The following is a 22985-nucleotide window of genomic DNA, read 5'->3' as shown; positions in this document are numbered from 1 at the left end:
CGTCGCTCTTCCGTCCCCTGCCCGATGAGGAGTACGCGTGCCCCCCACCAACACCAGTACCAGCACCAGCACCGGCACCCGCAGCCCGCGTTCGTACAACCCGAGGTCGATCCTGATCTGGACCGTCGTCGCGCTGATCGGCGCGGCCGGCTGGGGCGTGGTCGCCCTGGCCCGCGGCGAGGAGATCTCGGCCGTCTGGTTGATCTTCGCGGCAGTCGCCTCGTACGCGATCGCCTATCGCTTCTACTCCCGATTCATCGCCGTACGCGTCCTGGAGCCGGACGACACCCGGGCCACCCCGGCCGAGCGCCTGGACGACGGCGTCGACTACCAGCCGACGGACCGCCGGGTGCTGTTCGGGCACCACTTCGCCGCGATCGCCGGTGCCGGGCCGCTGGTGGGCCCGGTGCTGGCCGCGCAGATGGGCTACCTGCCGGGCACGATCTGGATCGTGGTGGGGGTGATCTTCGCCGGGGCCGTGCAGGACATGGTGATCCTCTTCCTCTCCATGCGCCGGGACGGCAAGAGCCTGGGGCAGATGGCCCGCGAGGAGATCGGCCGGGTCGGCGGCGTCGCGGCGCTGATCGCGGTGTTCGTGATCATGATCATCCTGCTCGCGGTGCTCGCCCTGGTCGTGGTCAACGCGCTGGCGAACTCGCCGTGGGGGACCTTCTCGGTCACGCTGACCATCCCGATCGCCTTGTTCATGGGCGTCTACCTGCGCTTCCTGCGCCCGGGTCGGGTGCTGGAGACCAGCGTGATCGGCGTCGTGCTGTTGCTGGCCGCGATCATCGGCGGCGGGCAGATCGAGGACACCGCGCTGGGCGACGCGTTCACCTGGAGCCCGACCACGCTGGTGTTCTGCCTGGTCGGATACGGCTTCGTCGCCTCGGTGTTGCCGGTGTGGCTGCTGCTGGCCCCGCGCGACTACCTGTCCACCTTCATGAAGGTCGGCACGATCGTGCTCCTGGCGATCGGGGTGCTCGTGGCCGCGCCGAACCTGAAGACCGACGCGGTCAGTTCGTTCGCGAGCTCGGGCTCCGGGCCGGTGTTCGCCGGGTCGATGTTCCCGTTCCTGTTCATCACCATCGCGTGCGGGGCGTTGTCCGGCTTCCACGCCCTGGTCGCCTCCGGCACCACGCCGAAGCTGATCAGGAAGGAGTCGCAGGTCCGGATGATCGGCTACGGCGCCATGTTGATGGAGTCGTTCGTGGCGGTGATGGCGCTGATCGCGGCGTGTGTGATCGATCCGGGTCTGTACTACGCGATGAACGCCCCCGCCGGAGTTCTCGGTGCCACCGCCGAGAGCGCCTCGCAGGCGGTGGCCGGTCTCGGCTTCACGATCAGTCCCGAGGACCTGCGCTCGGCGGCGACCGCGGTCGAGGAGAAGACCCTGATCGCCCGGTCCGGCGGAGCGCCCACGCTGGCCGTGGGCATGTCGGAGATATTCGCCGAAGTCTTCGGCGGCGCCGGGATGAAGGCGTTCTGGTACCACTTCGCGATCATGTTCGAGGCGCTGTTCATCCTGACCACGGTGGATGCCGGCACCCGGGTGGGCCGGTTCATGCTCCAGGACATGCTGGGCAACGTCTGGAAGCCGATCGGCCGGGTCAACTGGAAGCCCGGCATCTGGATCACCAGCGCCGTGGTGGTGGGCCTGTGGGGCTACTTCCTGTACGCCGGGGCCACCGACCCGCTGGGCGGGATCAACCAGCTCTTCCCGCTGTTCGGCATCGCGAACCAACTGCTCGCCGCCGTCGCGCTGACCGTGGCCACCACCGTGCTGATCAAGTCGGGCAAGCTGCGCTGGGCCTGGGTCACCGGCATCCCGCTGGCCTGGGACGTGGCGGTGACCTACACCGCCGGGATGCAGAAGATCTTCTCCGACGACCCCCGGGTCGGCTTCTTCGCGCAACGGGACCGCTACGCCGACGCGATCGACGCGGGCAAGGTGCTGGGCCCGGCGAAGAACATGGACGACATGCACACCGTGGTGCTCAACTCCACCGTGGACGGCGTGCTGATCTCGGTGTTCCTGGTACTGATCGCGCTGGTGATGGGCAACGCGGCGATCGTGTGCGTGCGGGCGATCCGGGCCGGGGGGTCGCTGCCCACCACGGAGACCGCCTACGTCGAGTCGAAGCTGACGGACGAACCCGTCGACGCACCGCGCGTGCGGGAATTCGCGGGAGCGGGAGCGAGTACGGGCGCGGGCACGGGCGCGGCTCCGGGTTCCGGCGACGAGGCGGCTCGGTTGTGACGCGCACCGACCCCGAGGTGAACCCGGACCCCGACGTGGGGGGCGGGTCGGGCCCGAAGCGGCTGTTCCGCTGGATCCGGTGGTACCTGCGGGAGATCTCCGGCGACGCGGAGTACGACCGGCACTGTCGGCGGCACCTGCGCGAGCATCCGGATCGGCCGGTGCCGTCCCGGCGGGCCTACGAGTCCTGGCGGGCCGGGCGGCGCGAGGAGAACCCGCAGACCCGCTGCTGCTGAGCCGCGCCGGCGGCGGGGATCCGACGACCGATCCGTGATCCGCGACGACCGACACGCGACGACCGACACGCGCCGCGCCGGCCGGGTCCGCCCGACCCGGTCGCGCGGCCCGTGCACGGCGCACCCGCCCGTGCTCAGGTGCCGAGTCGTTGCCGGGGCAGGCGGGGCGGGTCGGCGGGCGCGGCGGCGAAGGCACCGGGTCGTCGCAGATCCGCGAGCAACTCCTCGACCAGGCCCCCGCTCAGGTGCCGCATCACGTACAGGTGCACGTACGTGCGCGGCACACCGTCTGCCAGCACGGACCCCTGTTGGTCGCGGTGTCCGGGTCAGCCGATTCGCGTGGTCGGTGTCGCGCAATCCGGCCTATCGATCGAGTCGGACGGTTTCTACACTTCCCATGGGTTCCGTTGCCCGATCCGCTGCGGTCACGGGCGATGGATCGTGCCCGATCGCCGCCGACCCGCCCCGGCGGCGGTGGGGCCTTCCTGCGGAACCGAACAAGAGCCCGGGACGAGGGCGATGGACGCCGGTCGCGAAGCTCCGGGTGGGTTCGCCCGATCCGGGGCCCGGGGTATGGAGCGAGGAAAGCGGCGTGACCTACACCCGACCCGGGTTGACCCGGCCGGCCTGGTGGCCGGCGGAGCTCGATCTCGATGCGCCCGGGTTGCCCGCCCCAACCCCCGCGTCCGCGCCCGTTCCCAGCCCCGCGCCGGCGCCCACCCCTGTCGCCGCGTCCGCGCCCGTTCCCACCCCCGCGCCGACCCCCATCACCGCGTCCGCGGCCGTGCCGAGTCCGGTGACCGCGAATGGCCCGGTGCCACCCACGACGCCGAGCGCCCCGGTGAACCGCGTGACCCCGGTACGCGACACCGTCGAGGAACGATCGGCGGCCGGACCGCCGATGCCCGCCCGGGGAACGCCGCGACGGGTGGCCGGGCCTCCTCCGATCCCGCTCGCGCCCGGTATGGCGCCCGGGGACGACGAGCAACTCCACGGCGTCCCCGCGGTGTCGGCGGTGCCCGCGTGGTCCGGTTCGCCGGCCGGTTACGGATGGGACTTCGAATCGGACGAACGGGGCCATCGGGGAGGGGGCTTCGAGGGGCGCGGAGACCGTTCCCGGACCCGGCTGGTGCTCGCGGGGCTGCTGCTGGTCACGGGGATCACCGTCGCGGCGGTCCTGTTGACCGGGGGCGACGAACCCGCCGCCTCGACCGCCGCGCCGCCGCCCCCGACGCTGCCGCCGCCCCCGGTCGCGTCGTCCGCCGGGGCTCCGGGCACCGCGAGTCAGGTCGCTCCCGAGCTGCTCGCCGAGTATCAGCCGCAACAGGTGAGTCGACGCGTCGTGGACGGACGGGTCGAGGTGTCCTGGCTGCCGCCGACGCACACCGACGGAGTCGCGGGATACATGGCCGTCGCGCAGAGTCCGGCCGGCGTGTTCCAAAAAACCGAACTCCCGCGCCCGGGCGAGATGGGTGTCGTCTTCGCCGGAGCACCGGTGAGCGCCGATTCGTGCGTGGTCGTGGTGACCTTGATCCGCGGAGCGCCCACGATGAAGATTGCTCCCGGCGGGCCGGTGTGCGGACCGCCGGCGACCGGGACACCCCCCTCCGGGGCGTCCGGCTCGCGCCCGCCGCCCGCCAAGCCGGCATCGACGCCGCGTGGGTAGCGCCGCGGCGGGACCACCCCGCCGCCTCGTCCGACCGCATTCCGCTCGACCGAAGGAGCCCTCGTGCCCGACAACTCCGCAGTGCCGGCGTGGCCCGTCGTCACCATCGAGCTGTTGATCGACGACACGGTCCGGGTGGACGGCGTGTCGATTCCGGTGCCGTCCGGTGTACATCCGCGTGCCGCCGCGCTGGAGGCCGCGGCCGTGACCGCGCGCGTCCTGGGCCGGCCGGTGCGCGCGGAGGCGGTGGAGCCGGACGGTACGGTCTTCCCACTGATCGTCGCGCAGGACGGCGGGGTGACCGCGGCGGACGATCCGATCAGCCCGAACACGAAGCGACGCTCGTTGCTGGGCCGGCGCAAGAGCACGCCGCGTCCGGTGTTCGAGCCGGGTCGTGATGCCGGGGACCCGACGGATACCCGGTCCGGTGACGGATCGAAGCGCGGTCGGCGGACGCTCCCGACCGGTGCGGCGACACCGGCCCCGCCGGTCGCGCCGCAGCCCGAGGTGGGCCGGGAAGCGCCGTACGAGGCGTCGCCCGCAGGACCGGAGGGGTACGCACAACCGGCCCCGGAGGTCCCCCGGGAGCCGGATCGGGACCGACCGCGTGCCTCGGGGCGGGCGCCCCAGGCCGAGGACGACTACGTGGAGGCGCCGTTCGCGCCCCGCAACGAGCCCGGGCGGACACCGACGTACGAGCCGCCCGCCGCGTCCGCGCCGGAACCCTCCGTCGAGTCCGCGCACTCCTCGACGCCGATGACGCAGGCGCCGACGCAGGCTCAGACGCCGACGCCGACGCCGACGCCGACGAGCGTGACCGGGCCGGCCGCGCCGGCGGCATCCGTCGCGCCGGTGGAAGCCGTCCCCGTTCCGCCGGCGGTCGAGGCGGTGGACCCGCCACCGGCCGCCGCCCCGGCCGGTGAGCGCTCGACGCCCGCGCCCGAACCGGCCGCCGTCGAACCGGCTCCCGCCCAGACCCTCTTCGCGCCGCGCGTGACGGTGGTGCCACCCGTCGCACCCGTCGATCCGGTCGAACCGCCCACGCCCTCGTGGCATGCCCCGCAGCGCCAGGTCGCGCAGGTACCGATCGACGAGGAACCCGCCGCCTTCCCCGCCGCCTCGGCGCCGGCCGATCCGCCCGTACCGGCCCCGACTTCGGCTCGGGTCGAGGCTCCGGCTCCGACGCCGGCCCCGAAGCCGGCGTCTGCGTCGGCCCCCGCCCCGACGCGTGTCCTGGCCGAGCCCAGCAAGGAACAAGCCCTCAAGGTGGCCGAGATCGCGCGGTTCATCCGTGCCGGCGACGACGAGCGGGCGCTGGCCCTCGCCGCGTCCCTGGACGCGGCCACCAGCGCGGGCGGCGACGAGGGGGCGATGCCCGCGGCGCGCGAGGTGCACGCGTACGTCGCGGTGCTGACCGGTCGACCGGAGCTGGCCCTGGAGTTGTACGCGGACGCCGCCCTGGCCCGGGGGACGCACCCCAAGGAGGCCGCCCGGATGACCTCGAACGCGCACTACTGCTGGTTGCGGATCGACGACATGGAGTCCGCGTACGATCTCGGCCGGGTTCTGTTGCGGGCCTACTCGGCGGTCCCGACCGACCCGGGGCAGGCGGCCGTTCGCGATCGCATGCGCTCCCTGCGGGCCGGCCTGTCCGGGTGACCCGACCGGCCGACGTCGCGGCGGGTCGCCGCGGGCACGGAGCCGAGGGCGTGGCGCGCGCGCCGGACCCGGCTCAGCCGGGGCGGGTCGCGAAAACGCGTCGGCGGATCAGCCAGGTCGCCAGTCCGGCGCCCAGGAGCAGCGCGAGCGGCAGGCCGAGCCACACGGCGGGGCCGCCGAACGCCGCACTCGCGCCCGCGGACTTCTCGGCGCCGGTCGGTTGCCCGCCGGCCGGGGCCGGGGCCCCGCCCGGAGTGGCCGCGCCGTTCGTGGGCGTCCACCCCGGAGGCGTGGCGGACGTCCCCGAGTCCGGCGCGTACCCGGGACCGGGCTCCTTGGTACCGCCGACGGACACGTCGACGGCGAGCGAGCGTTGCTCGCCCTCGCCCTGTACCGCGACCGCGAGGTAGTACCAGCCGGGCAGCATGTCGGCGACCTCCTGCTGCCGTTCGCTGCGGTTGAGGTAGCGCACGGGTCGGGTCGCGAACGGGTCCGAACGGCCGGCGAAGATGTGCTCGGTGTCGAACACGGCCGCCGACTCCTGGGCGAGTTCCTCGCGTACGGGGTTGTACAGGCGCACCTCGGTCGGGGCGTACCCCCGCCCGCCACCGACCCGGACCTGGAGGGCCAGGCTCTGGCCCCAGTCCAGGCGGACGCGGTAGAAGGCCCATTCGCCGAACGCGACGTCGTCGGTGAAGTGGCCGGAGCCGGGGAGCGCGGCGGCATCGGCGAACGAGCCGCCGCCGACCACCGGTACGGGCGCACCGCCCGGTTCGGTGTAGCGCGCGATCACGGATTCGGCCGGGCCCTTGTCGAGCACGGCCGGCTCCAGGAAGATCCGCAGTTCCAGCGGGACCGGCGGACCGGTGCCCCGGCGGGTCACCGAGAACACCTGCCGTCCGGGCCGGGCACAACTGTTGTTGCGGCCGGTGGAGGTCGCCCCCCAGTTCAACGACGCCGTGACGACCTTCGACAACGACTGGGAGAGTCCGGTTTCCGTCCGGCACGAGCCGCTGCGGTCGTCGATCTGCTTGAGATCGAGCGCCTCCAGGCCCTTCACCGTGCTGACGGTCGTCCCCGACACGTATACGGTGTGGCCCAGGGGCACGTCCACGGCGTAGTACTTGACCTCTTTGTCCGCCATCCGGTCCAGGTAGTCACCGGGTGCCAGTGACACCGCGCGGGCGCCGTCGGGCGCGCCGGAGACGGGTGTTCCGGTGGGCGAGTAGGTGCGGGGCGCATGGTGGTTCAGCGGGGCGGACGCGGGTTCCGGCGACGACCGGTGGGCGGCGAGGTCGTGCGCCTCGGCGGCGAAGGCGTGCGGCCCCACGCCGGACACCGACACCATGCCCAAGGTGAGCGCCGCCGTACCGGCCAGGAACGCGCGCAGACTCATGCCCGGGAATGTAGATCAGGATTGCACTTGCAAACAATAGATTACCGGAGAGTAATGGGTCCGCAGGGTGCTCGAACCCCTGCGCTAGGGTGACCGCGTGCCCACACCGCTCGCCGGCCGCTTCACCCTCGTCGATCCCGTCGGAACCGGAATGTCCGGCACCGTATGGCGGGCGTTCGACCACCGGTTGGGCGGCTACTGCGCCGCCAAGCTGGTGCGCCCGGCCGACGCGGGTCTGCTGCTGCGAGTGGTGCGCGAGCAGGGGCTCCGACTGGAACACCCGCACGTCTCGTCGCCCTACACGTGGGTCGCCGACGGGGACGTGCTGATCGCGATGGAGTTGTACGCGGGTGGGTCGCTGGCCTCGCTGATCCGGGATCACGGCGCCCTGCCCGAGCCGTACGTCGCGGCGATTCTCGGCCAACTCCTGGACGCCCTGGAGCATGTGCACGACGTCGGCCTCGTGCACCGCGACGTCAAGCCCGCGAACGTCCTGCTCGAGGTGACCGGCCAGGGCCGGCCGCACTGTCTGCTCGGCGACTTCGGCCTGGCGCTGCCCCGAGAGGGTCCGCGGCTGACCGAGGCCGGTCACGTGGTGGGCACTTGGGGCTATCTGCCGCCGGAGGCCGCCACCGGCGCGCCGCCGGACGTGCGCCGCGACCTGTACGCGCTGGGCATCCTGGCGTGGCAACTCCTGTCGGGGAGCGAGGATCCGCCCGACGGGCCGCCGAGCGTGCCCGCCGACGCCGGCGCGTTGTGGGACCTGGTGGGCACGCTGACCGAGGCGGAACCGCAAGAGCGACCGCGGGACGCCGCGTGCGCGTCGGCGCGGCTGCGGGAGATCGCGCCCGGATTGGGGCCGGTGACGCCCGCGTCGACCGCGGACGGCGAGCCGATCGAGGTCTTCGACGTGGTGGGCCCGCTGCCCGGTGAGGCTCCGGAAGGCCCGGTGCTGCGCGGGGTGTCGCGGACCACGGTCACCTGGCCGGACGGTCGGGTCCCGGCGGTGCGCGGTGCCTCGTCGGGGGGCCGAACGGTCGCGGTGTCGTGGTCGGGGTCCACGCCGCAGGGGCCGACCGCGCCGCCGGTACCGCCTGTCGTCACGGCGCCGCCCGTCCTCGCCGCACCGCCCGCGCGGCCGGTCGACACACCGCCGGTACCACCCCTCGCGCCGCCGTCGGCGCCGGCCGCCTTGTCGGGGCTCGCGGTGTCGGCCGAGGCGCCGTCGGTCTCGCTGTGGTTGCGGGCGGCGGAACGGAACGCGGCCGACCCGGCTCCCCGGGCACCCGTGCCGGTCGGGGCGCCGGCCGGAAATCGCCGTGGTCGGCGCCGAGTCGGATCACCCGGGAAGTGGGCGTTCGTGGGCGGCGTGGTCGCCGTCGCGGCGGTGACGACCGCGTTGATCGCGAGCGGCGACGAGGACGATCCGGCCGACCCCGGTCCCACGCAACCGAGCGCACCCGCGCTCACCCGCCCCTCGGACCGGCCGTCCGGCACCGCGGGGTCGCAGCCGTCGGCCTCGCCCCCGGTGCCGGCGCCGCTCCCGAGGGACGTGGCGGCCGGCACCCCGTGCGACTGGTACGACGTGTCGGCGGAAGTTCGCACACCCGAGGGAAAACGGATGCGCTGCACCTATCGGGACGACGGGACGTATCGGTGGATGGCGCTCCCGACGCCCTGAGCCGGCCGTCGAACCGGCGGGCCGGACGTCGCGCGCCGACTCGGGAGCGATCCGTTGCATTGCAATTGCAAACACGCCGTTCGCAGTGCATGATGCGACGGTGACCAAGTCGCAGGAGGACCAGGAGGCCGTCGCGCGCAACCGGGCGCGCCAGACGGAGTGGTACGGCGAGCCGTTGAACGACCGCTTCCGTCGACTCCTGAAACGGCTGGGCACCTCGCAGATGGAACTGGCCGCCATGCTGGGTCTGTCCGCACCGATGCTCTCGCAACTGATGTCCGGTCAGCGGGCCAAGATCGGCAACCCCGCCGTGCTGGCCCGACTCCAGGAGGTCGAGGCACTCGTGGCCTCCACCGACTTCGACCGCCTGGCGGTCGCCGATCGGGAGGCCGCGCTGGAGCGGGTGCGTTCGCATCAGCCCAGCACACGCACGGCCCTGCGGCTGAACGGTCCCGAGGTGCTGACGGGTCCGCGTGCGGACCCGGCCGCGGCGGTGCACGCGGTGTTGCGCGCGGTGGCGTCGGCCGCCGAGATCGAGTCCGCGGCCGAACTGCTCGCCCAGCGCTACCCGGGCCTGGCGGAGGTCCTGCGGGTGTACGGCAACGGACGCACATCGGACGCCCGTGAACACTTCCGGGCCACCGTGGGACTCTCGGCGCTATAGGCGTTCGCGGATCATCGTGCGCCCGACGACGTGTCCGCCCACCGCGCCCGCCGCGCCCACCACGAGTGGCGGACGCAACGGGCGCGATGGGCCCAGCGGATGCGACGGACACGGTGCCCCGGCCGACGCGGCCGGGGCACCCGCTCCATCGATCGTCGACCCGACGCGGTGCCCCCGATCAGCCCGCGGCGCGCGAGATCTCCGGGTCCGCCGCTCCGCTGCGCAAGGTCCGCGAGGGCAACTGCCCGTATGTCTCGCGGTACATGGAACCGAAACGCCCCAGGTGACCGAAGCCCCAACGCAGCGCGATGTCGGTCACCGTCTCCCGGGACCTTCCCTCGGCCACGTTGAGCAGATCCGCGTGCGCGCCGGCCAGGCGCACTCGGCGGAGATGGCCCACGGGAGTCACGCCCAGGTGGATGCGGAACTTCTCCTGAAGCGTACGCACACTCATGCCCGCCGCTGCGGCCACGGCCTTGACCGAGATCGGTTCACCGGCGTGTTCGGCGCAATACGCCAAGGCCCGGCGCAGGCCGTTCGGTTCGGTCGAGCCCGCGTCGGGCCGCGAACCGGCGCCGTAGGCGGGCGCGCAGGAGAGCAACCCGTGCACCAGGACCTGTTCGAAATGCCGCGCGGCCAACTGCGAACCGGCCAGATGCCCGGCCGAGTCGACCATCGCGCTGAAGTCGCGGGCCAGCGAAAGCCATTGCCGGACGCCGAGGTCGGCGCCGTCCAGGTACGGGCCCAACGCGCCGACCCTCGACGACTCGCCGGCACCGGCGCGCTCCATCGCCCGCTCCATCGCCGCGCCCGGGATCCGGACGATCACCACGGAGGTGTCGGGTTCCCAACTCAGCCGCGCCGGGCGATCGGGACCCAAAACACACGGGGAGAGAGCGCTCTCCACGTCGTCGATGACGACCCGGCCCCACCCCCGGTGGCGGATGGGGATCAGGTAATCCGGGGTGTTGCCGTCGAGATACATGTCGACGCGGGCGCCGTAGGCGAGTTCGTGGATCGATATGTCGCCCTCGTGCAGCACCCGGAAGCTCGCCTTGATCCGCGCTGCGGGGATGTGCAGCCGGTGCGGCCCCAGCCGGGAGGCCACGGCCGCGTGCACGGCGGCGGGATCGGCCCCCTGATAGAGCACGCGCCGATGGGCGGTGGTCTCGGTCGTGGGAACGCGGGCGGCCTCGGCGATGGGTTGCCTCCGCTCGACCAATACGGGACGAAAGGGGGTGGACGCGGACATGATCTCCTGGATCTTCGCCTCGATGGGACGGTTCACGTCGGGCGCCTCACGGAAGTGACCGCGACGCTGCGGGACAGGCGCGCCGATCGGTCGCGGACGACCCGGACGTGGGCGATTTCGCGGTGGTCGGTGTCACACACGCGGGCGGGTCGCGAGGACGGGCGATATATGCCCGCCGGCCCCATTTGCCCGTACCGCATTTGTGCCTGCCCGTCCGCTTCGGAATTGGATGTCACGGACCGCGTTCGAATGAACGCGCTTTCGTTCGAGTATGGATCCGTGAAGAGTGCAGCATAAGGTCGAGTCCGTTACCCGGCGCTGGTAAATTCGTCAGTAACAACGTGGGCCGCTCCCGGGTGGCCCCGTCACGGGGAGCTCAATATGCCGAAAATCGGTGACCGAACGCCGCTGACTACCGAATTGTTGGCCACTCCGGCCATGATCAGGGCCTGTGCGGACCGCGATCTGGGGGCCATATTCCGGCTCGCCCAAGATGACCTCGGATTTACTCTGAGCAAATTGGCGCGGCTGTGCGAGATGACCCCGAGCAGGGTGGGGGATTACGTCAAGGGAAGGGCCCAGGTCCGCCAGCAGCACGTTATCGAGCGGGTTTCCCAGGGGTTGCGCATTCCCGGCGAAATGTTGGGCCTGGCCCCCCAGCCGTGGGAGGACGACCGGCCTCTGGACGCCCCGGCTCCGGTGGGGGAGCCGGCCCGCGCCGTCGTCGCCGCCGCCGACCACTGGGAACCGGTGCCGTGGGACACGCCGAGCGAGAAGCCGATGCCGTTCGGGGACGCGGTGGAACTCTCCCTGCAGGTGAACATCGAGGTGGATGCCCGGGGGGACGTGCGGTTGACCTATCGCCAGGTGGTGCTGAACCTGACCGGCCGACCGCTCACCCGGATGGTCCGGGAGATGTGGTTCGAACGCACCCGCGGCCGATTGACCATCACGCCCACCGACGCGTGCGATCGGCAGATCGCCATCCAGCGGCTGTACGAAACCACCGGCTTGAGCAAGTTCGCGTGCCAGATTTCGCCGCCGGTCCCGCACGGGGAGACTACGGTCATCGAATACGTGTGTGAGGGAGGGATGTTCGTGGACGCGACGTACTGGCGTCAGGCCATCGCGCGGCCTACGCGACAATTCTCCCTGAGCGTGACCCAACACGGGGTCACCGAGTTCCGCGGGTGCGGTGCGATCGAGCAGTATCCGGACGGCTCGGAGAATTCGGTCACCCAGCACACCCGATGGAGTCTCGACGAGGATCGACTGCACGTGACGTTGTCCAGGCAAGACCTGCACGCCAATCAGTACGTGACCTTGCGTTGGGATGTGGTCCATGACAGTGCGTAACGAGATCGAAGCCGCGATTCGCGCCTGGCACCACCTCGAGATCGACCGAGGTGGTGCCCCGATCATCGACTTCGACTTCTTTCCCGAGGCCGCGCCGGTGCCCGCCGCGGGCGATCGATTGGCCGTACACGCGCGGCTGAGCGAACTCGCGGCAATCCCGGAAGTGGCCGACGCGCCCCGCCTGGCCACCCGGCTGAACGCCGATCTGGCTTATCTGGGCGCCCAGTTGGGGCAACGACTCGAACTCGACGAGTACATCCGGGCCACCCAGGGCTGTGCCGCGGTGGGCTGGTCCGCGGACTATGTCACCGAACGGGCGGCGCTGGCCCGGGAGTTGCTGGAGGCGTTGGGGATCGGCTGGCACGACGCCACCGATCGGGAACTGCGGATCGCCGAAGAGCCCCTGGACGCGGACCTGGTGCCGGCCGAGATCCGGGTGGCGGCGGCGGAGTACGAACCGGCGGTCCGCAAGGTGACCGAATCCGTGGCGTCCTACGAGCTGACCATCGAATGCGTCGAGGTCGACGCCTACTGGGCGTACTGGCTGGACGGCGTGGGACGGCACGTTCGACTACGGCTCAATCCGCGCAACGCGCGCTTCACCCGGGTCGGCGCACGGCAGTTCGCACTGCACGAGGTGCTGGGCCACGGTCTCCAGGCGGCGAGCTTCGCGCACCGGTGCGCCGGCGAGGACGTGCCGTGGGTGCGGGTGTTGTCGGTACACGGACCCACCCAGGTGGTGCTGGAGGGACTGGCCCAGGCGCTCCCGCTGTTCGTGACGCCCGACGACGCCGTGCTGATCGCCCGGGTACGACTGGACCACTACCTGCAACTGGTGCGCAGCGAACTGCACTTGGCCATCAACCGGGGCGTGGGTGTGGCGGCGTGCGCGGCCCATGCCCGGGCCCGGGTGCCGTTCTGGACCGACGAGCAGATCGCCGATCTGATCTGCGACCGCGGCGCCAACCCACTGCTGCGCTCGTACCTGTGGGCCTATCCGGCCGGCTTCGACTGGTTCGTCCGGCTCGCCGAGGAAGGGGGGCCGGTAGCCGCCGACGTGCTGCGCGCGGCATACCACACCCCCCTGGCTCCCGACGACCTGCACCGCCTGTGGGCTGCCGGGCCGCAGGTGGGCGGGAGCGGAAACCCGCTTCCGCCACGCGCGCTCGCGCACCTCTGACCAACCCACGCGGCCCCGCCGGGCGGGGCCGCAGGATCGGACCCGGCCGGCGTGCTCAGGTTCGCGCCATCCGCCTGCGGGCCGCTCGCGCCCCCGCCGAATCCGCCGCCCCGCCGGCCGCGTAGGCGTCCAGCACCAAGGGGCCCACGGCCCGCGCGAGGACCGGGTCGGCGACCCGCAACCAGCAGAAGTGCGCGTTCGCGGCCATCCGCGCCGGCCACTGCCCGGGCTCGGCCGATCCATCCCCGAACGTGACCGCCTCGGCGTACAACCGCACGGCCAACTCGGGTCGCCCCGTGGCCAGGGCCACATAGCCGTGCACCTCGCGCGCGGCCAACCGCTGTGCCGGATCCGCCGTCGAACTCGCGTCCAGATCGGCCGCGATCGCCAACGCGTGAGCCCCGTTCCCGGCCTGCATCGCACCGCGAATCAGGTCCAGGACCAAGCGCTGATCCTCACCGGGAGGCGGCAGGTCGTCGGGCGTGCGCACACGCGCGGCCGACGGCGCCGAAACCGCGGGCGCGGACCCCGGCGGGGCCCAGGTCGGCGCCGGCGCGATCGGGTCGACACCGACGGCCGGGCTCGCCGCCGACCCGATGGGGGGCGCCGCCGTGAACCCGGGTGCCACCGGCGGCCGGGTCGCCGGGGACCCGGCGGCCTCCTCGGCCGAGGACCGTCGCAGGCCGAACCTGGCGCGCCGTCGCGCCGGTTGCGCCGGCTCGGCTCGCCGCGCAGGCAGCACCGGCGGGCCCGCCTCGGCGATGGAGCGGTCCGCGTACACGTTCAACGGAAACATGGTCCCGTCCGCCTCCACGGCGTGCACCCGAACCGGATGCCCGAGCAGCCGAGCCTGTTCGGCGACCACCGCGAGGGCGATCGCGCGTGGATCGCCCCCGGGCGGCACCGGCACGGCCTGACCGGCCACCCTTACGGATCGATCCGCCGAAATCTCCACGACGATGACGGGCCCGTCGGGAACGATGCCAGTTGTCACGAGGGCTCCTCGATATCAGGAATCGGCGCACCGGCGACACGGTGGTGACGCGCAGTGGAAATGCGCTCACGGAATCGACCCGAGGAGGTCGCGATCGAATGTCACCCCGCCATCGGCTCGATCCGGGCGCCTGCCGGAATGAATGGGGGGAAGCGGAACTGTTTTGCAGCATACATTCGACGGTGCAGTCGGGGCGGCGGCGGGGGTATCGACCGGCGCAACATTTCGAGGATAAAGTCGTCGCTCGGGCGTCCCGCCATTCGATGCGGCATCGGGTGTCGATGTTTCCGGGCAATTGCGGGGAGCCGGCGGGCGGTCGCCGGGGCGGGTCCGGGAAGCCCCGGGCGGCCATTCCCTGCGGTTACCTTCGGGTTTACCGAGTTCGGGTAACCGATACGGCCTTTGCGCGCGCGCCCGATGAGGGCACGCTGGCGGCAGGTAAGGCACGATCTCGCATCGGCGGAGAGATAACGCATGAAACTCCCGAACAAGGTCGACGTCCTCGAAGAGCCGGGGGGCGCGATCGAGTTCCTGTCCCCGGCTCGGACGACGGCGGCCGTCCGGCGTCTGGCGGCGGTGTATCCGCACACCGCCCTGCCGACGTTCCACGACGAGCTGGTCGCCGTCCGCCGGCGCGCCACCGCGGTGGAGTCGGAGCACGGAGACCCGGACGGCGCGCGCGTCGACCCGCTGACCAAGGCACTCGTGCGCGGTATCTCCGGCTGGGCCCGGCACGACCTGGGAGACGCCCGCGAAGCGTTGGCCGCGACGCAGGCCGGACTGGTGAACGCGGTCGCGGACGCGCGCAACCCCAGCGCCGAAGTGTGGCTGCGCGGTGTGCAGTCGTTGATCGCCTACCGGGCCGGCTGGGTGCACGAGGCGCTGCGCTACGCCCGACTGGGCGCTTCGGTACAGGACTCCGGAGTGGGCACCGCCGCCGTGTGGCTGCACTCCCTCGTCGCGCTGACCCAGGCCTCGCTGGGCGACGCGCTCGCGGCGTCGGCCGCGCTGCGCGCCGCCGCCGACGCCCGCGAGCTGTCCCGGCGCGACGAACTCGACGAGATCGGCGGCCTGCTGAACTTCGACCCGGCTCGGCAAAGTGCCTACGAGGCACTGACCCGGGTCTTCATCCCCGGCGCGGAACGCCGGGCGATCGAAGCCGCGGAGATCGCGCTGAGCCGGTACGCGGCGGTCGCCCCCGAGGGCTACTCGTTCGCCGACGAGATGCAGGCCCGGGTCGCCATCGCGCTGGCCTACGCGAGCCTGGACGAGATCGAGGCGACCACCGAGGCGCTGCGCCCGGTGCTGCGACTCGAACCGGCCTGGCGCGTGCACGGCTTGTTGTCCCTGGTCATGCAGGTGCACGTGCGGCTGCGTCGTCCGCTGCGGGCGCGCGAGACCCGCGTGCGCGAACTCCAGGAGGAGATCGAGACCTTCTGTCAGATGCCGCTGTCCCTGGACACGCAGGCCTGAGCCGGGTCGAACATCGCCATGCGCCGGGTCAGGTGCCGTGCGAAGGCCGGCCGCAGGTCCAAGGTCGGACACGATCCCGGCCCCCGCGCCGCGACACCTCGGTCAACGCGCCACCCTTCCCTTCAGCCGCATCGCGGCCAAGACCCGCTCCTGGGCCAGCGAGCGCGCGGCCTCGTGCGAGGTGATCCCTCGGCGAGCGCCCTCCTCGTGGACCAGTACGGCGTTCTCGCGCAGCTTCGTGGACACGGTCGCCCGGATCACCTCCGGGTCCGGGCGAAACGCCGAGTAGCGTGCGTCCATGGCGAATCCGGCGGCCACCACACCGCCGGCGTTCGCGATGAAATCGGGCACCACCACGATGCCCCGGTCCGCGAGCACGCGTTGGGCGGCGGGCGAGGTGGGCAGGTTGGCGCCCTCCACGACCAGCCGGGCGGTGATCCCGTCGGCCACCCGCTCGTCGATCACGTCCTGGATCGCCGCCGGCACCAACACCTCGGTGGGTACCGTCAGTTCGAATCCGAGCGGATGCACGGTCCCGCCCGAGTACTCCTTGACCGCGAGGTCGCCGCTGTCCGCGTGCGCGCGCAGCAACCGTTCCACCTCCAGGCCGTGCGGGTCGTACAACGTCCCGTGCACGGAGGAGACCGCGACCACCGTCGCACCGAGCTCCGCGAAGCGGCGCACGGCGGCCGAGCCGACCGCGCCGAACCCCTGGACCACCACCCGGGCGCCCCGAAGGGGCAGATCGACGTGCGCCAACATCGCGTCGGCCACTTCCGCCACCCCGAACCCGGTCACCCCGAGCCGGTCGTAGGGGACCCCGCCCAACACGGCGTCGGTGCCCACGGCCGCACCGCGATCGCCCAGTTCGTCCTGGATGATCGCGGCGTCGTCCTCGGTCAACCCCATGTCCAGACCGAACACGTACTCGCTGGGCACCTCGTTCCACAGGGCTCGCGCGAACGCCCGCAGTATCGCCTCTTTGTCCGATCCGGCCGGATCGCTCACGATTCCGGCCTTGGCACCGCCGTAGAACAGGTCGACCGCCGCCCACTTCCACGTCATGACCCGGGCCAACCGGGCCACCTCGGTGGTGGTTACCGTCGGGGACATCCGGGTGCCGCCCTTACCCATGCCACGGGCGGTGTTGTCGATGACCAACACGCCCTTCATTCCGGTGCGGGTGTGTGACACGGAGACGACCTTCTCCGGCCCCCACTGATCCATCAGCGACAGGACATCCGACATGTCGAAGCACTCCTCGAGACCCAACGATCGATACGGTTACCGTGCTCCAACAGAGTCGTGGCCCGGATTCCGAGTGCCAAGATGCGCCAGCCCGCGACCTCGTTCGAGCGAGGCCAAGGAATACTGATGCTCAACCCCTTGCACCTGCAGACGCTCATCGAGGTCGTGCTCACCGGCTCGTTCGCGCGCGCCGCGCGCCGCACCGGATACACCGCGTCGGCGGTATCCCAGCAAATCGCCGCGCTGGAACGAGCGGTGGGAACGCCGCTGTTCGAGCGCGAGGCCCACGGCATCCGGCCGACCGGGATGGCGTTCACGATCGCCGATCGGGCCCGCGACGCGATCGCCGTACTGGACAGCCTGGAGCGCGACATCCGCGATGTGGTGCAAGGCCGCAGCGGCAGGCTGGCGTTGGGCACGTTCCCCACCGCCGGTGAACGCCTGGTCCCGCACGCCGTGGCCGAGTTGACCCGACTGCACCCCACCGCCGAGATCCTGCTGGACGAGGCCGAGCCGGACGACCTGGTGCCGCAGGTGCAGAAGGGCGACCTGGACCTGGCCCTGGTCTTCGCCTACGACCTGGTGCCGCGCGTGTGGCCGGACGAACTCACGGTCTTCCCGCTCGTCGAGGAGACGCTGGCACTCCTGGTGCCGGAGGGCCACCCCGCGCTGCGCGAGGACGGCGTCGACATCGGCGAGCTGGCCGACGAGCGGTGGGTGGCCAGCCGGCCCGGGACGGCGGGTTCCACGAGCCTGTCCCGGGTGTGCGCCGCGCACCGCTTCGCGCCCAAGGTGGCCTTCCGCAGCAACGACTACGACGTCGTGCAGGGCCTGGTCGCCGCGGGGGCGGGCGTGGCCATCGTCCCCGGCCTGGCCTACCAGGCCCGGGAGGGGGTGGTGGGCGTACCGCTGGCGCACACCCCCTCGTATCGTCGGGTGTCCGCGCTGTACCGCACCGCCAACCACAATCCGCTGATGAAGGCGGCGTTGGAGGCGTTCGTGTTGGCCGGGCAGCGGCTCCAGGGCCGGTTCGTCCGGGCCGACGAGTCGCTCGGGCCGCTGGGGGCCCCGGCCGCCGAGCGCGTGGAGCGGGGGATGAAGCAGAGCTGATCGTGTTCCCGAAATCGGGGGCGGAACGCCGGGAGCCGCCGCTTTCGGCCCCGTGGATATCGAGCGATGGCTCGCCCGCAGCGAGCCATCGATTCCCGCGTGACACGGGGCGGAAAACGGCCGGCCATTCCCGCGACGGCGACGGACCGCGGCCGGCGGAGCGGATGAACCCGCGGACGCGGAAAAGGTCGGATTCGCCGTGCGTACATCGGCAGATCGCCGAATCGACATCCGACGGGGGTGAATTCGGTGAAGCGTGCGGTGCTCGGTCAGGCGGTCGCGGACCGTTCGAGGTCGGCCATTCGTCGAGCGACCGCCTTGGCGGCGGGGGAATCGACAGCGGAAATGGTCGTGTACGCGTCCCGGACGAGTCGGCCCAACGCGAGCGCGGATTTCGGATCCTTCACCCGGAGCCAGCAATAGTGCGCGTTCTCCGCCATGCGCGGCGGCCAGTCGCCGTCCGCGCCCAGGCGCAGACCGATCGAGACGGCTCCGGCGTACAACTCCACCGCCGGTTCGACCCGACCCGACAACAGGGCCACGTAGGCGTGGACTTCGCGGCCGGCCAGGGTCTGGGCGGGATCGCCGGTCGCCGCGCTCGTCGCGTCCAGGACGGCGGCCAACTCCAACGCGCGCGCCGTGTCCCGCTCGTCGATCGAACGTCGAATCAGGCCGAGGGTGTGCGCCTGCTCGCGCGAGGGCGCCGGCGCGGAGGCGACCCCGCGGGGCGCCGCGGAGGAGACCCGCGACGTGTTCCTCGCCGCGCCGGAAGCCACCTCGGAAGCCACCTCGGACGCCGCCTCGGCCGGTGCGGCGGCGCTCGCGGCAGCGGTGGGAGGTCGCCAGGCGGGGCTCGGACCAGGAGTTTCGTCGCCGCCGGGGGCCGGCGAAGCGGGTTCTGCGGCAGCCGACGGGGCGGCGGATTCGGCGATCGGGGATCCGGGGCGCGCGGGTTCCGGCGACCGGCCGGCCGGCGTCGGGTCCACTGCCGGGCGAGGGTCCGACGGTGCCGTCTCGCGGGTTTCGTGGGCTTCGTGGAACTCGGGGGCGGGGCGCGGCGCGAGGTGCGGCTCGGGCACCGAGTCGGGCGGCGGCCCGCTCGGTTCGCTCTTCCTGCGGCGGCCGAAGAGGCCGCGCCGGGTCTGTGGGGCGGGCGAGGACGGGCCCGCTTCGGTCGCCGAGCCGTCCGTGGACACCACCAGCGGGAACGTCGTACCGTCCGGTTCGACGGCGTCCACCCGTACCGGGCGGCCGAGCAGCCGCGCCGTCTCGGCCGCGACGGCAAGGGCCGCCGCCCGAGGATCACCATTGAATTCGACCGGTATCACATTGCCGTCGACGCGAACGGTGTCGTCCCACGCGATCTCGATGGTGACAACCGGCCAAGCGGGTATGGCGTTACCGGTCACGAGAGCTCCTCGATTTCGGGAATCGGTGTACAGCCGCACCGATTGTGACGTGCTGTGATAACCCCTTCACGGAGACTTCCAAGCGGGCGTCGTCACCCGAAGCGGGCGGCCGGTGCTGCGGTCCGGCCCTATTCGCCCGGCCGCGTGAAACCGAGCGCCGATGTCGAAGTCGCGGATGGGAAGCATACATTCACCGGCGTGCCGGCGCTCGGCTCGCCGACCGGGTCCGCCCGTGTATCGAAGGCGGAGCGCAGCACGAGTACGATGCCGACGACCGTCCCGGGTGACTCATTCGATGGGGATACCGGGTCATTTCCTTTGACTGTGCCCGGATTTCGCCGGCCCGTACCGCGGACCGCCCGGAACCCTCCCGAGCCCGGGCGCGTCCTCGGTGAGGCCGGGGACCGCGTGGCCGTCCGCCGATGGTCTTAGGGTGGGTTCCCACGATGCGCGCGGACTCGCTTGGCACAGTCGTGATCGCGCACGGTGGGAGGTCTCGGTCGAGACCGGACGACGCGTTCGAGACGCTCGTCGAGGATCCAGGGGGAGCCGTACATGATCGACCCTGCTTCGGTGCCGGCCGTACCGGTGATCGTGATCGAGATGACCGTCCACGGGGAGACGGCCGTGGACGGGGTACTCGTGCCCTTGGCGCCCGACGAGGACGCGCGGGCCGAGGCGATTCGGTGGGTCTCCGTCAAGGCCCTGGCCCTGGGGCGGCCGGTGCGGGCGGTCGCGGTCGAGGCGGACGGTACGCGCTGGCCGTTGATCGTCGGCGTCGACGGCGCCGTGGTGGCGACGGACGCGCATCCCGAGCCCGCCCGGTCGGCCGCCCCGGCCGGCCGACCGGCGCCGGTCGGGGAGACGCACACCGCTCCGGTCGAGTTCGAGACGGTCGAGGCGCGGCCTGCGCCTTCCGCGGCGTCGGCGCCGCCCGCCGCTTCGGTGCCCGCCGCGGCCTCGGTGCCCGCCGCTCCGAGCCCCGCCACGCCCGAACCGGCCGTCCCCGAACCCTCCGTCCCCGCCGGCTCCACCGCCGCCCCCGAGTCCTCGGCTTCCATCGCCCGACAGCGGCACGAGCTGCTGGTGCGGATCCGGGCGGCGGCCGACGCCGGGAAGCTGGACGAGGCCCGCGAACTGTCGGAGCGACTCGTGGCGGACGGCGGGACGCCACAGAGGGGGGCGCGCGAGGTGCGCGCGTATGTCGCCGCCCTCGCCGGTGAACCCGAGCTGGCGGCGCGCATCTACGCCGAATTGGCCCTCGAGTCGGGCGTCGACGTCGCCTCGGACCCGGCGGCACAACGCTATGCCGCCAACGCGTACACCAGTTGGCGACGGGTGACCCGGCTGCGGGCGAGCCTGGAAGTCGGTCCCCTCGTGGTCGAGGCGCAGGTGCGGGTGCGCGGCGTCGAGGATCCGACGACGGGCGTCGCGACGCGCTGGCTCGAGGAACTCCGTTCGTTGGGTTGAGCGGTTCGGCAGGTCCTGTCTCGTTCGGCCCCGGCGGGCGACGGCCTCGTCACCGGTCCCGAGGCCGACGACTCATCGAGACTCATCGAGGGGAGACGATCCAGTGGAAGAGCGTCGGGAAGGTGCCGACGAAGGCGCCACGACACAACGCGACCGAGTCGTTCCCGAGGTGGGCGCGGTCGACGGGGCGAGCAGATCGGAGGCCGCGCTGCTCCCGCCGGACGAGGAGTGGTGGCCCGGCACGACGCCGCGCCCCGCCGATGACCCGGACGGGCCGCGGACGTTGCTTCCGCCGGACGAGGAGTGGTGGCTCGACGAGCCGCCGCGTCCCGCCGCCGGCCGCGGCGGGCAGGAGTCGCTGCTCGCGCCGGAGGGGGAGTGGTGGCCCGCGACGATCGACGTACCCGCGGTCTCCGCCGGCACCGCGGCCCAGCCGGGCGACCCGGCCGATCCCGGTGCCGGGCGGGCCTGGACGCCGCCGCGGCAGTTGTCCGCCCCCGCGTGGTGGCCGGCCGAGGGCGACGCGCGGGACAACACGCCGGCGGCGGAAGCCGCGGCAGTGTCACTGCCCGTGCCGGCGCCCGAGTCCGCGCCGCGGCCCGAGCCGCAGCCCGCGCCGGAGCCGGAGCCCACGCCCGCCTTCCAGCCCGCGCCGGAGCCGGAGCCCACGCCCGCCGTTCAGCCCGCGCCCGTGCCGGAACCCAAGCCCAAGCCCGTGCCGGCACCCGAGCCGGAGTCCGATTTCGAGCCCGCCGAACTGCCGCCGTACGTCTCGCCGTACGCCGGATTCGAGGAACTGGACCAGGACCCGCCGCGCCGGGCCGCCGCGATGCCGTCGGTGCGTCCGGGGGGTTCCGGCGACGAGGAGCCGCTGCCGTACGTCTCGCCGTACGCCGGTTACGAGGAACTGGACCAGGACCCGCCGCGCCAAGCCGCCGCGACACCCTCGGCGGCCTCGGTGTCCACGGCAGGTCCCGATCCCGATGAACCGCCGCCCTACGTCTCGCCGTACGCCGGCTACGAGGACGAGCCGGACGAAGCCGATTCGCACACCTTTGCGGATGCGAATGCGCAACCGGAAGCGCCGCAGGCCGGCTCGCCGGGCGCCGGTCCCACCGGCTACTTCCCCCGCCCCCACGACTGGGAGCTGGCCGAGGAGAAGGCGGATCGCAAGCGGATCAAGCCGATGCTCCTGGTCGCCGCGGGTGCCGCCGGCCTGCTGGTGATCACCATCGGTGTGGTGCTGGTCTCGGGTGGTGACGAGGAGCCCGCGGCGGCGCCGGAGCCGTCTCTGCCCAGCACCCTCGCGCCCGGACCGGCGGATCGGCAGGTGCCGGTCCAGCCCGGCAAGCCGTCCGGATCCGCGACCGCGTGGACGACGCAGACCGCGCGACCGGTCGAGCAGGCCCAACTCGCCGCCCGGGTACCGCGTTCGGTCGCGGTGAGCGGCTTCGAGAAGGCGCTCAAGGTCACCTGGGAGGCGCCGGTGAACGTCCAGAACGTGAGCGGGTATGTGGCCATCGCGCAGACGCCCGCGGGCAGTCTGGTCGAGCGGGTCCTGGTCGGCGCCAACGAGCGGGCGGCGATCTTCCCGTCGGCGCCCCGCAGTTCCTGCTTCGTGGTGAGCACGCTGATCGGAGAGCCCACCGGCGTGCTCGTCGCGCGCGGCGAACCGGTGTGTCCCGACGCGTACCCGCCCTCGTCCGCGCCGCCGAATTGACCGATTCGCCGGTCCGGGTCCGGTCGCGCGCCGCCGTCCCGGGCGGTCATCCGATTGGCGCGATCGGTCCCACGCAATGTGGATAGTGGGGTTCCCACGGGGTGGCTAATGTCGGCGTGCGCCTTGCATCAATCGGCATCATCACGTCTTACGGAGCACCATCTCGTGGCAGACCCCACAATCGGCCGGTTCCCGCCGATCGCACGGCGAC

Annotated in this window: 18 protein-coding genes; 12 read left to right on the top strand and 6 right to left on the bottom strand. The window is 72.4% G+C overall.

The window, feature by feature from the left end; translation table 11 throughout:
- Window positions 1-109: 109 nt before the first annotated feature.
- Entirely contained in the window at window positions 110-2260 is a 2151-nt protein-coding gene (locus tag ACWCPW_RS30905) for a carbon starvation CstA family protein (RefSeq protein ID WP_449764890.1), read from the top strand.
- Window positions 2257-2496 carry a YbdD/YjiX family protein gene (locus ACWCPW_RS30900; protein WP_449764851.1) on the top strand — a complete coding sequence of 80 codons (240 nt, stop codon included), beginning with the start codon at window positions 2257-2259 and terminating at the stop codon, window positions 2494-2496. The genes ACWCPW_RS30905 and ACWCPW_RS30900 overlap by 4 nt, the downstream gene beginning before the upstream one ends.
- Window positions 2497-2630: 134 nt before the next feature.
- On the opposite strand, the gene ACWCPW_RS30895 is transcribed toward ACWCPW_RS30900, so the two are convergent.
- Window positions 2631-2795, bottom strand: a complete 165-nt coding sequence (locus ACWCPW_RS30895; RefSeq protein WP_449764850.1) for a hypothetical protein — start codon at window positions 2793-2795, stop codon at window positions 2631-2633.
- 551 nt (window positions 2796-3346) lie between these two features.
- Between ACWCPW_RS30895 and ACWCPW_RS30890 the strand changes: the two genes are divergently transcribed.
- Together ACWCPW_RS30890 and ACWCPW_RS30885 are read left to right on the top strand one after the other, a co-directional pair.
- Window positions 3347-4162: a hypothetical protein gene (locus ACWCPW_RS30890; protein WP_449764849.1), complete on the top strand. Its 816-nt coding sequence runs from the start codon at window positions 3347-3349 to the stop codon at window positions 4160-4162.
- Between the two features lie 63 nt (window positions 4163-4225).
- The gene (locus ACWCPW_RS30885; protein WP_449764848.1) at window positions 4226-5821 is read left to right on the top strand and encodes a hypothetical protein; all 1596 of its coding nucleotides are present in this window, start codon (window positions 4226-4228) and stop codon (window positions 5819-5821) included.
- A 73-nt stretch (window positions 5822-5894) separates the two neighbouring features.
- On the opposite strand, the gene ACWCPW_RS30880 is transcribed toward ACWCPW_RS30885, so the two are convergent.
- Window positions 5895-7217 (bottom strand): hypothetical protein, encoded by a 1323-nt coding sequence (locus ACWCPW_RS30880; RefSeq protein ID WP_449764847.1) that lies wholly within the window; start codon window positions 7215-7217, stop codon window positions 5895-5897.
- A gap of 97 nt (window positions 7218-7314) precedes the next feature.
- Here ACWCPW_RS30880 and ACWCPW_RS30875 point away from each other — a divergent pair, with 97 nt between their 5' ends.
- Together ACWCPW_RS30875 and ACWCPW_RS30870 are read left to right on the top strand one after the other, a co-directional pair.
- The gene (locus ACWCPW_RS30875; RefSeq protein WP_449764846.1) at window positions 7315-8898 is read left to right on the top strand and encodes a serine/threonine-protein kinase; all 1584 of its coding nucleotides are present in this window, start codon (window positions 7315-7317) and stop codon (window positions 8896-8898) included.
- A gap of 100 nt (window positions 8899-8998) precedes the next feature.
- Window positions 8999-9562: an XRE family transcriptional regulator gene (locus ACWCPW_RS30870; RefSeq protein WP_406299953.1), complete on the top strand. Its 564-nt coding sequence runs from the start codon at window positions 8999-9001 to the stop codon at window positions 9560-9562.
- A 178-nt stretch (window positions 9563-9740) separates the two neighbouring features.
- Here ACWCPW_RS30870 and ACWCPW_RS30865 read toward each other — a convergent pair whose 3' ends face one another.
- Complete coding sequence (locus ACWCPW_RS30865; RefSeq protein WP_406299954.1) at window positions 9741-10850, bottom strand: AraC family transcriptional regulator; 1110 nt, start codon at window positions 10848-10850, stop codon at window positions 9741-9743.
- A 345-nt stretch (window positions 10851-11195) separates the two neighbouring features.
- Here ACWCPW_RS30865 and ACWCPW_RS30860 point away from each other — a divergent pair, with 345 nt between their 5' ends.
- Both ACWCPW_RS30860 and ACWCPW_RS30855 read left to right on the top strand, forming a co-directional pair.
- Entirely contained in the window at window positions 11196-12170 is a 975-nt protein-coding gene (locus ACWCPW_RS30860) for a helix-turn-helix domain-containing protein (protein WP_449764845.1), read from the top strand.
- Window positions 12157-13350, top strand: coding sequence for a hypothetical protein (locus ACWCPW_RS30855; RefSeq protein ID WP_449764844.1), 1194 nt, complete (start codon window positions 12157-12159; stop codon window positions 13348-13350). Before ACWCPW_RS30860 ends, ACWCPW_RS30855 begins: the two co-directional genes overlap by 14 nt.
- 55 nt (window positions 13351-13405) lie before the next feature.
- Here ACWCPW_RS30855 and ACWCPW_RS30850 read toward each other — a convergent pair whose 3' ends face one another.
- The gene (locus tag ACWCPW_RS30850; RefSeq protein WP_449764843.1) at window positions 13406-14344 is read right to left on the bottom strand and encodes a hypothetical protein; all 939 of its coding nucleotides are present in this window, start codon (window positions 14342-14344) and stop codon (window positions 13406-13408) included.
- A gap of 474 nt (window positions 14345-14818) precedes the next feature.
- Here ACWCPW_RS30850 and ACWCPW_RS30845 point away from each other — a divergent pair, with 474 nt between their 5' ends.
- Window positions 14819-15817: a hypothetical protein gene (locus ACWCPW_RS30845; RefSeq protein WP_449764842.1), complete on the top strand. Its 999-nt coding sequence runs from the start codon at window positions 14819-14821 to the stop codon at window positions 15815-15817.
- 102 nt (window positions 15818-15919) lie between these two features.
- Here the strand turns inward: ACWCPW_RS30845 and ACWCPW_RS30840 are convergent, their stop codons facing one another.
- Window positions 15920-17065, bottom strand: coding sequence for a Glu/Leu/Phe/Val family dehydrogenase (locus tag ACWCPW_RS30840; RefSeq protein ID WP_449764841.1), 1146 nt, complete (start codon window positions 17063-17065; stop codon window positions 15920-15922).
- 126 nt (window positions 17066-17191) lie between these two features.
- Here ACWCPW_RS30840 and ACWCPW_RS30835 point away from each other — a divergent pair, with 126 nt between their 5' ends.
- Window positions 17192-18175 (top strand): LysR family transcriptional regulator, encoded by a 984-nt coding sequence (locus tag ACWCPW_RS30835; RefSeq protein ID WP_449764840.1) that lies wholly within the window; start codon window positions 17192-17194, stop codon window positions 18173-18175.
- Between the two features lie 269 nt (window positions 18176-18444).
- Here the strand turns inward: ACWCPW_RS30835 and ACWCPW_RS30830 are convergent, their stop codons facing one another.
- Entirely contained in the window at window positions 18445-19584 is a 1140-nt protein-coding gene (locus tag ACWCPW_RS30830; RefSeq protein WP_449764839.1) for a hypothetical protein, read from the bottom strand.
- A 555-nt stretch (window positions 19585-20139) separates the two neighbouring features.
- Between ACWCPW_RS30830 and ACWCPW_RS30825 the strand changes: the two genes are divergently transcribed.
- Window positions 20140-21054 (top strand): hypothetical protein, encoded by a 915-nt coding sequence (locus tag ACWCPW_RS30825; RefSeq protein ID WP_449764838.1) that lies wholly within the window; start codon window positions 20140-20142, stop codon window positions 21052-21054.
- Between the two features lie 103 nt (window positions 21055-21157).
- Window positions 21158-22774: a hypothetical protein gene (locus tag ACWCPW_RS30820; protein WP_449764837.1), complete on the top strand. Its 1617-nt coding sequence runs from the start codon at window positions 21158-21160 to the stop codon at window positions 22772-22774.
- The last annotated feature ends 211 nt before the right edge of the window (window positions 22775-22985 follow it).

Source organism: Embleya sp. NPDC001921, from assembly GCF_053594475.1.
This window is presented reverse-complemented; position numbering and strand designations above follow the sequence as displayed.

Bases quoted from the DNA above. Each gene is read 5' to 3' on its own strand.
- ACWCPW_RS30880 (WP_449764847.1), bottom strand. From the start codon at position 7,217: ATGAGTCTGCGCGCGTTCCTGGCCGGTACGGCGGCGCTCACCTTGGGC.
- ACWCPW_RS30860 (WP_449764845.1), top strand. From the start codon at position 11,196: ATGCCGAAAATCGGTGACCGAACGCCGCTGACTACCGAATTGTTGGCC.
- ACWCPW_RS30855 (WP_449764844.1), top strand. From the start codon at position 12,157: ATGACAGTGCGTAACGAGATCGAAGCCGCGATTCGCGCCTGGCACCAC.
- ACWCPW_RS30845 (WP_449764842.1), top strand. From the start codon at position 14,819: ATGAAACTCCCGAACAAGGTCGACGTCCTCGAAGAGCCGGGGGGCGCG.
- ACWCPW_RS30840 (WP_449764841.1), bottom strand. From the start codon at position 17,065: ATGTCGGATGTCCTGTCGCTGATGGATCAGTGGGGGCCGGAGAAGGTC.
- ACWCPW_RS30835 (WP_449764840.1), top strand. From the start codon at position 17,192: ATGCTCAACCCCTTGCACCTGCAGACGCTCATCGAGGTCGTGCTCACC.
- ACWCPW_RS30825 (WP_449764838.1), top strand. From the start codon at position 20,140: ATGATCGACCCTGCTTCGGTGCCGGCCGTACCGGTGATCGTGATCGAG.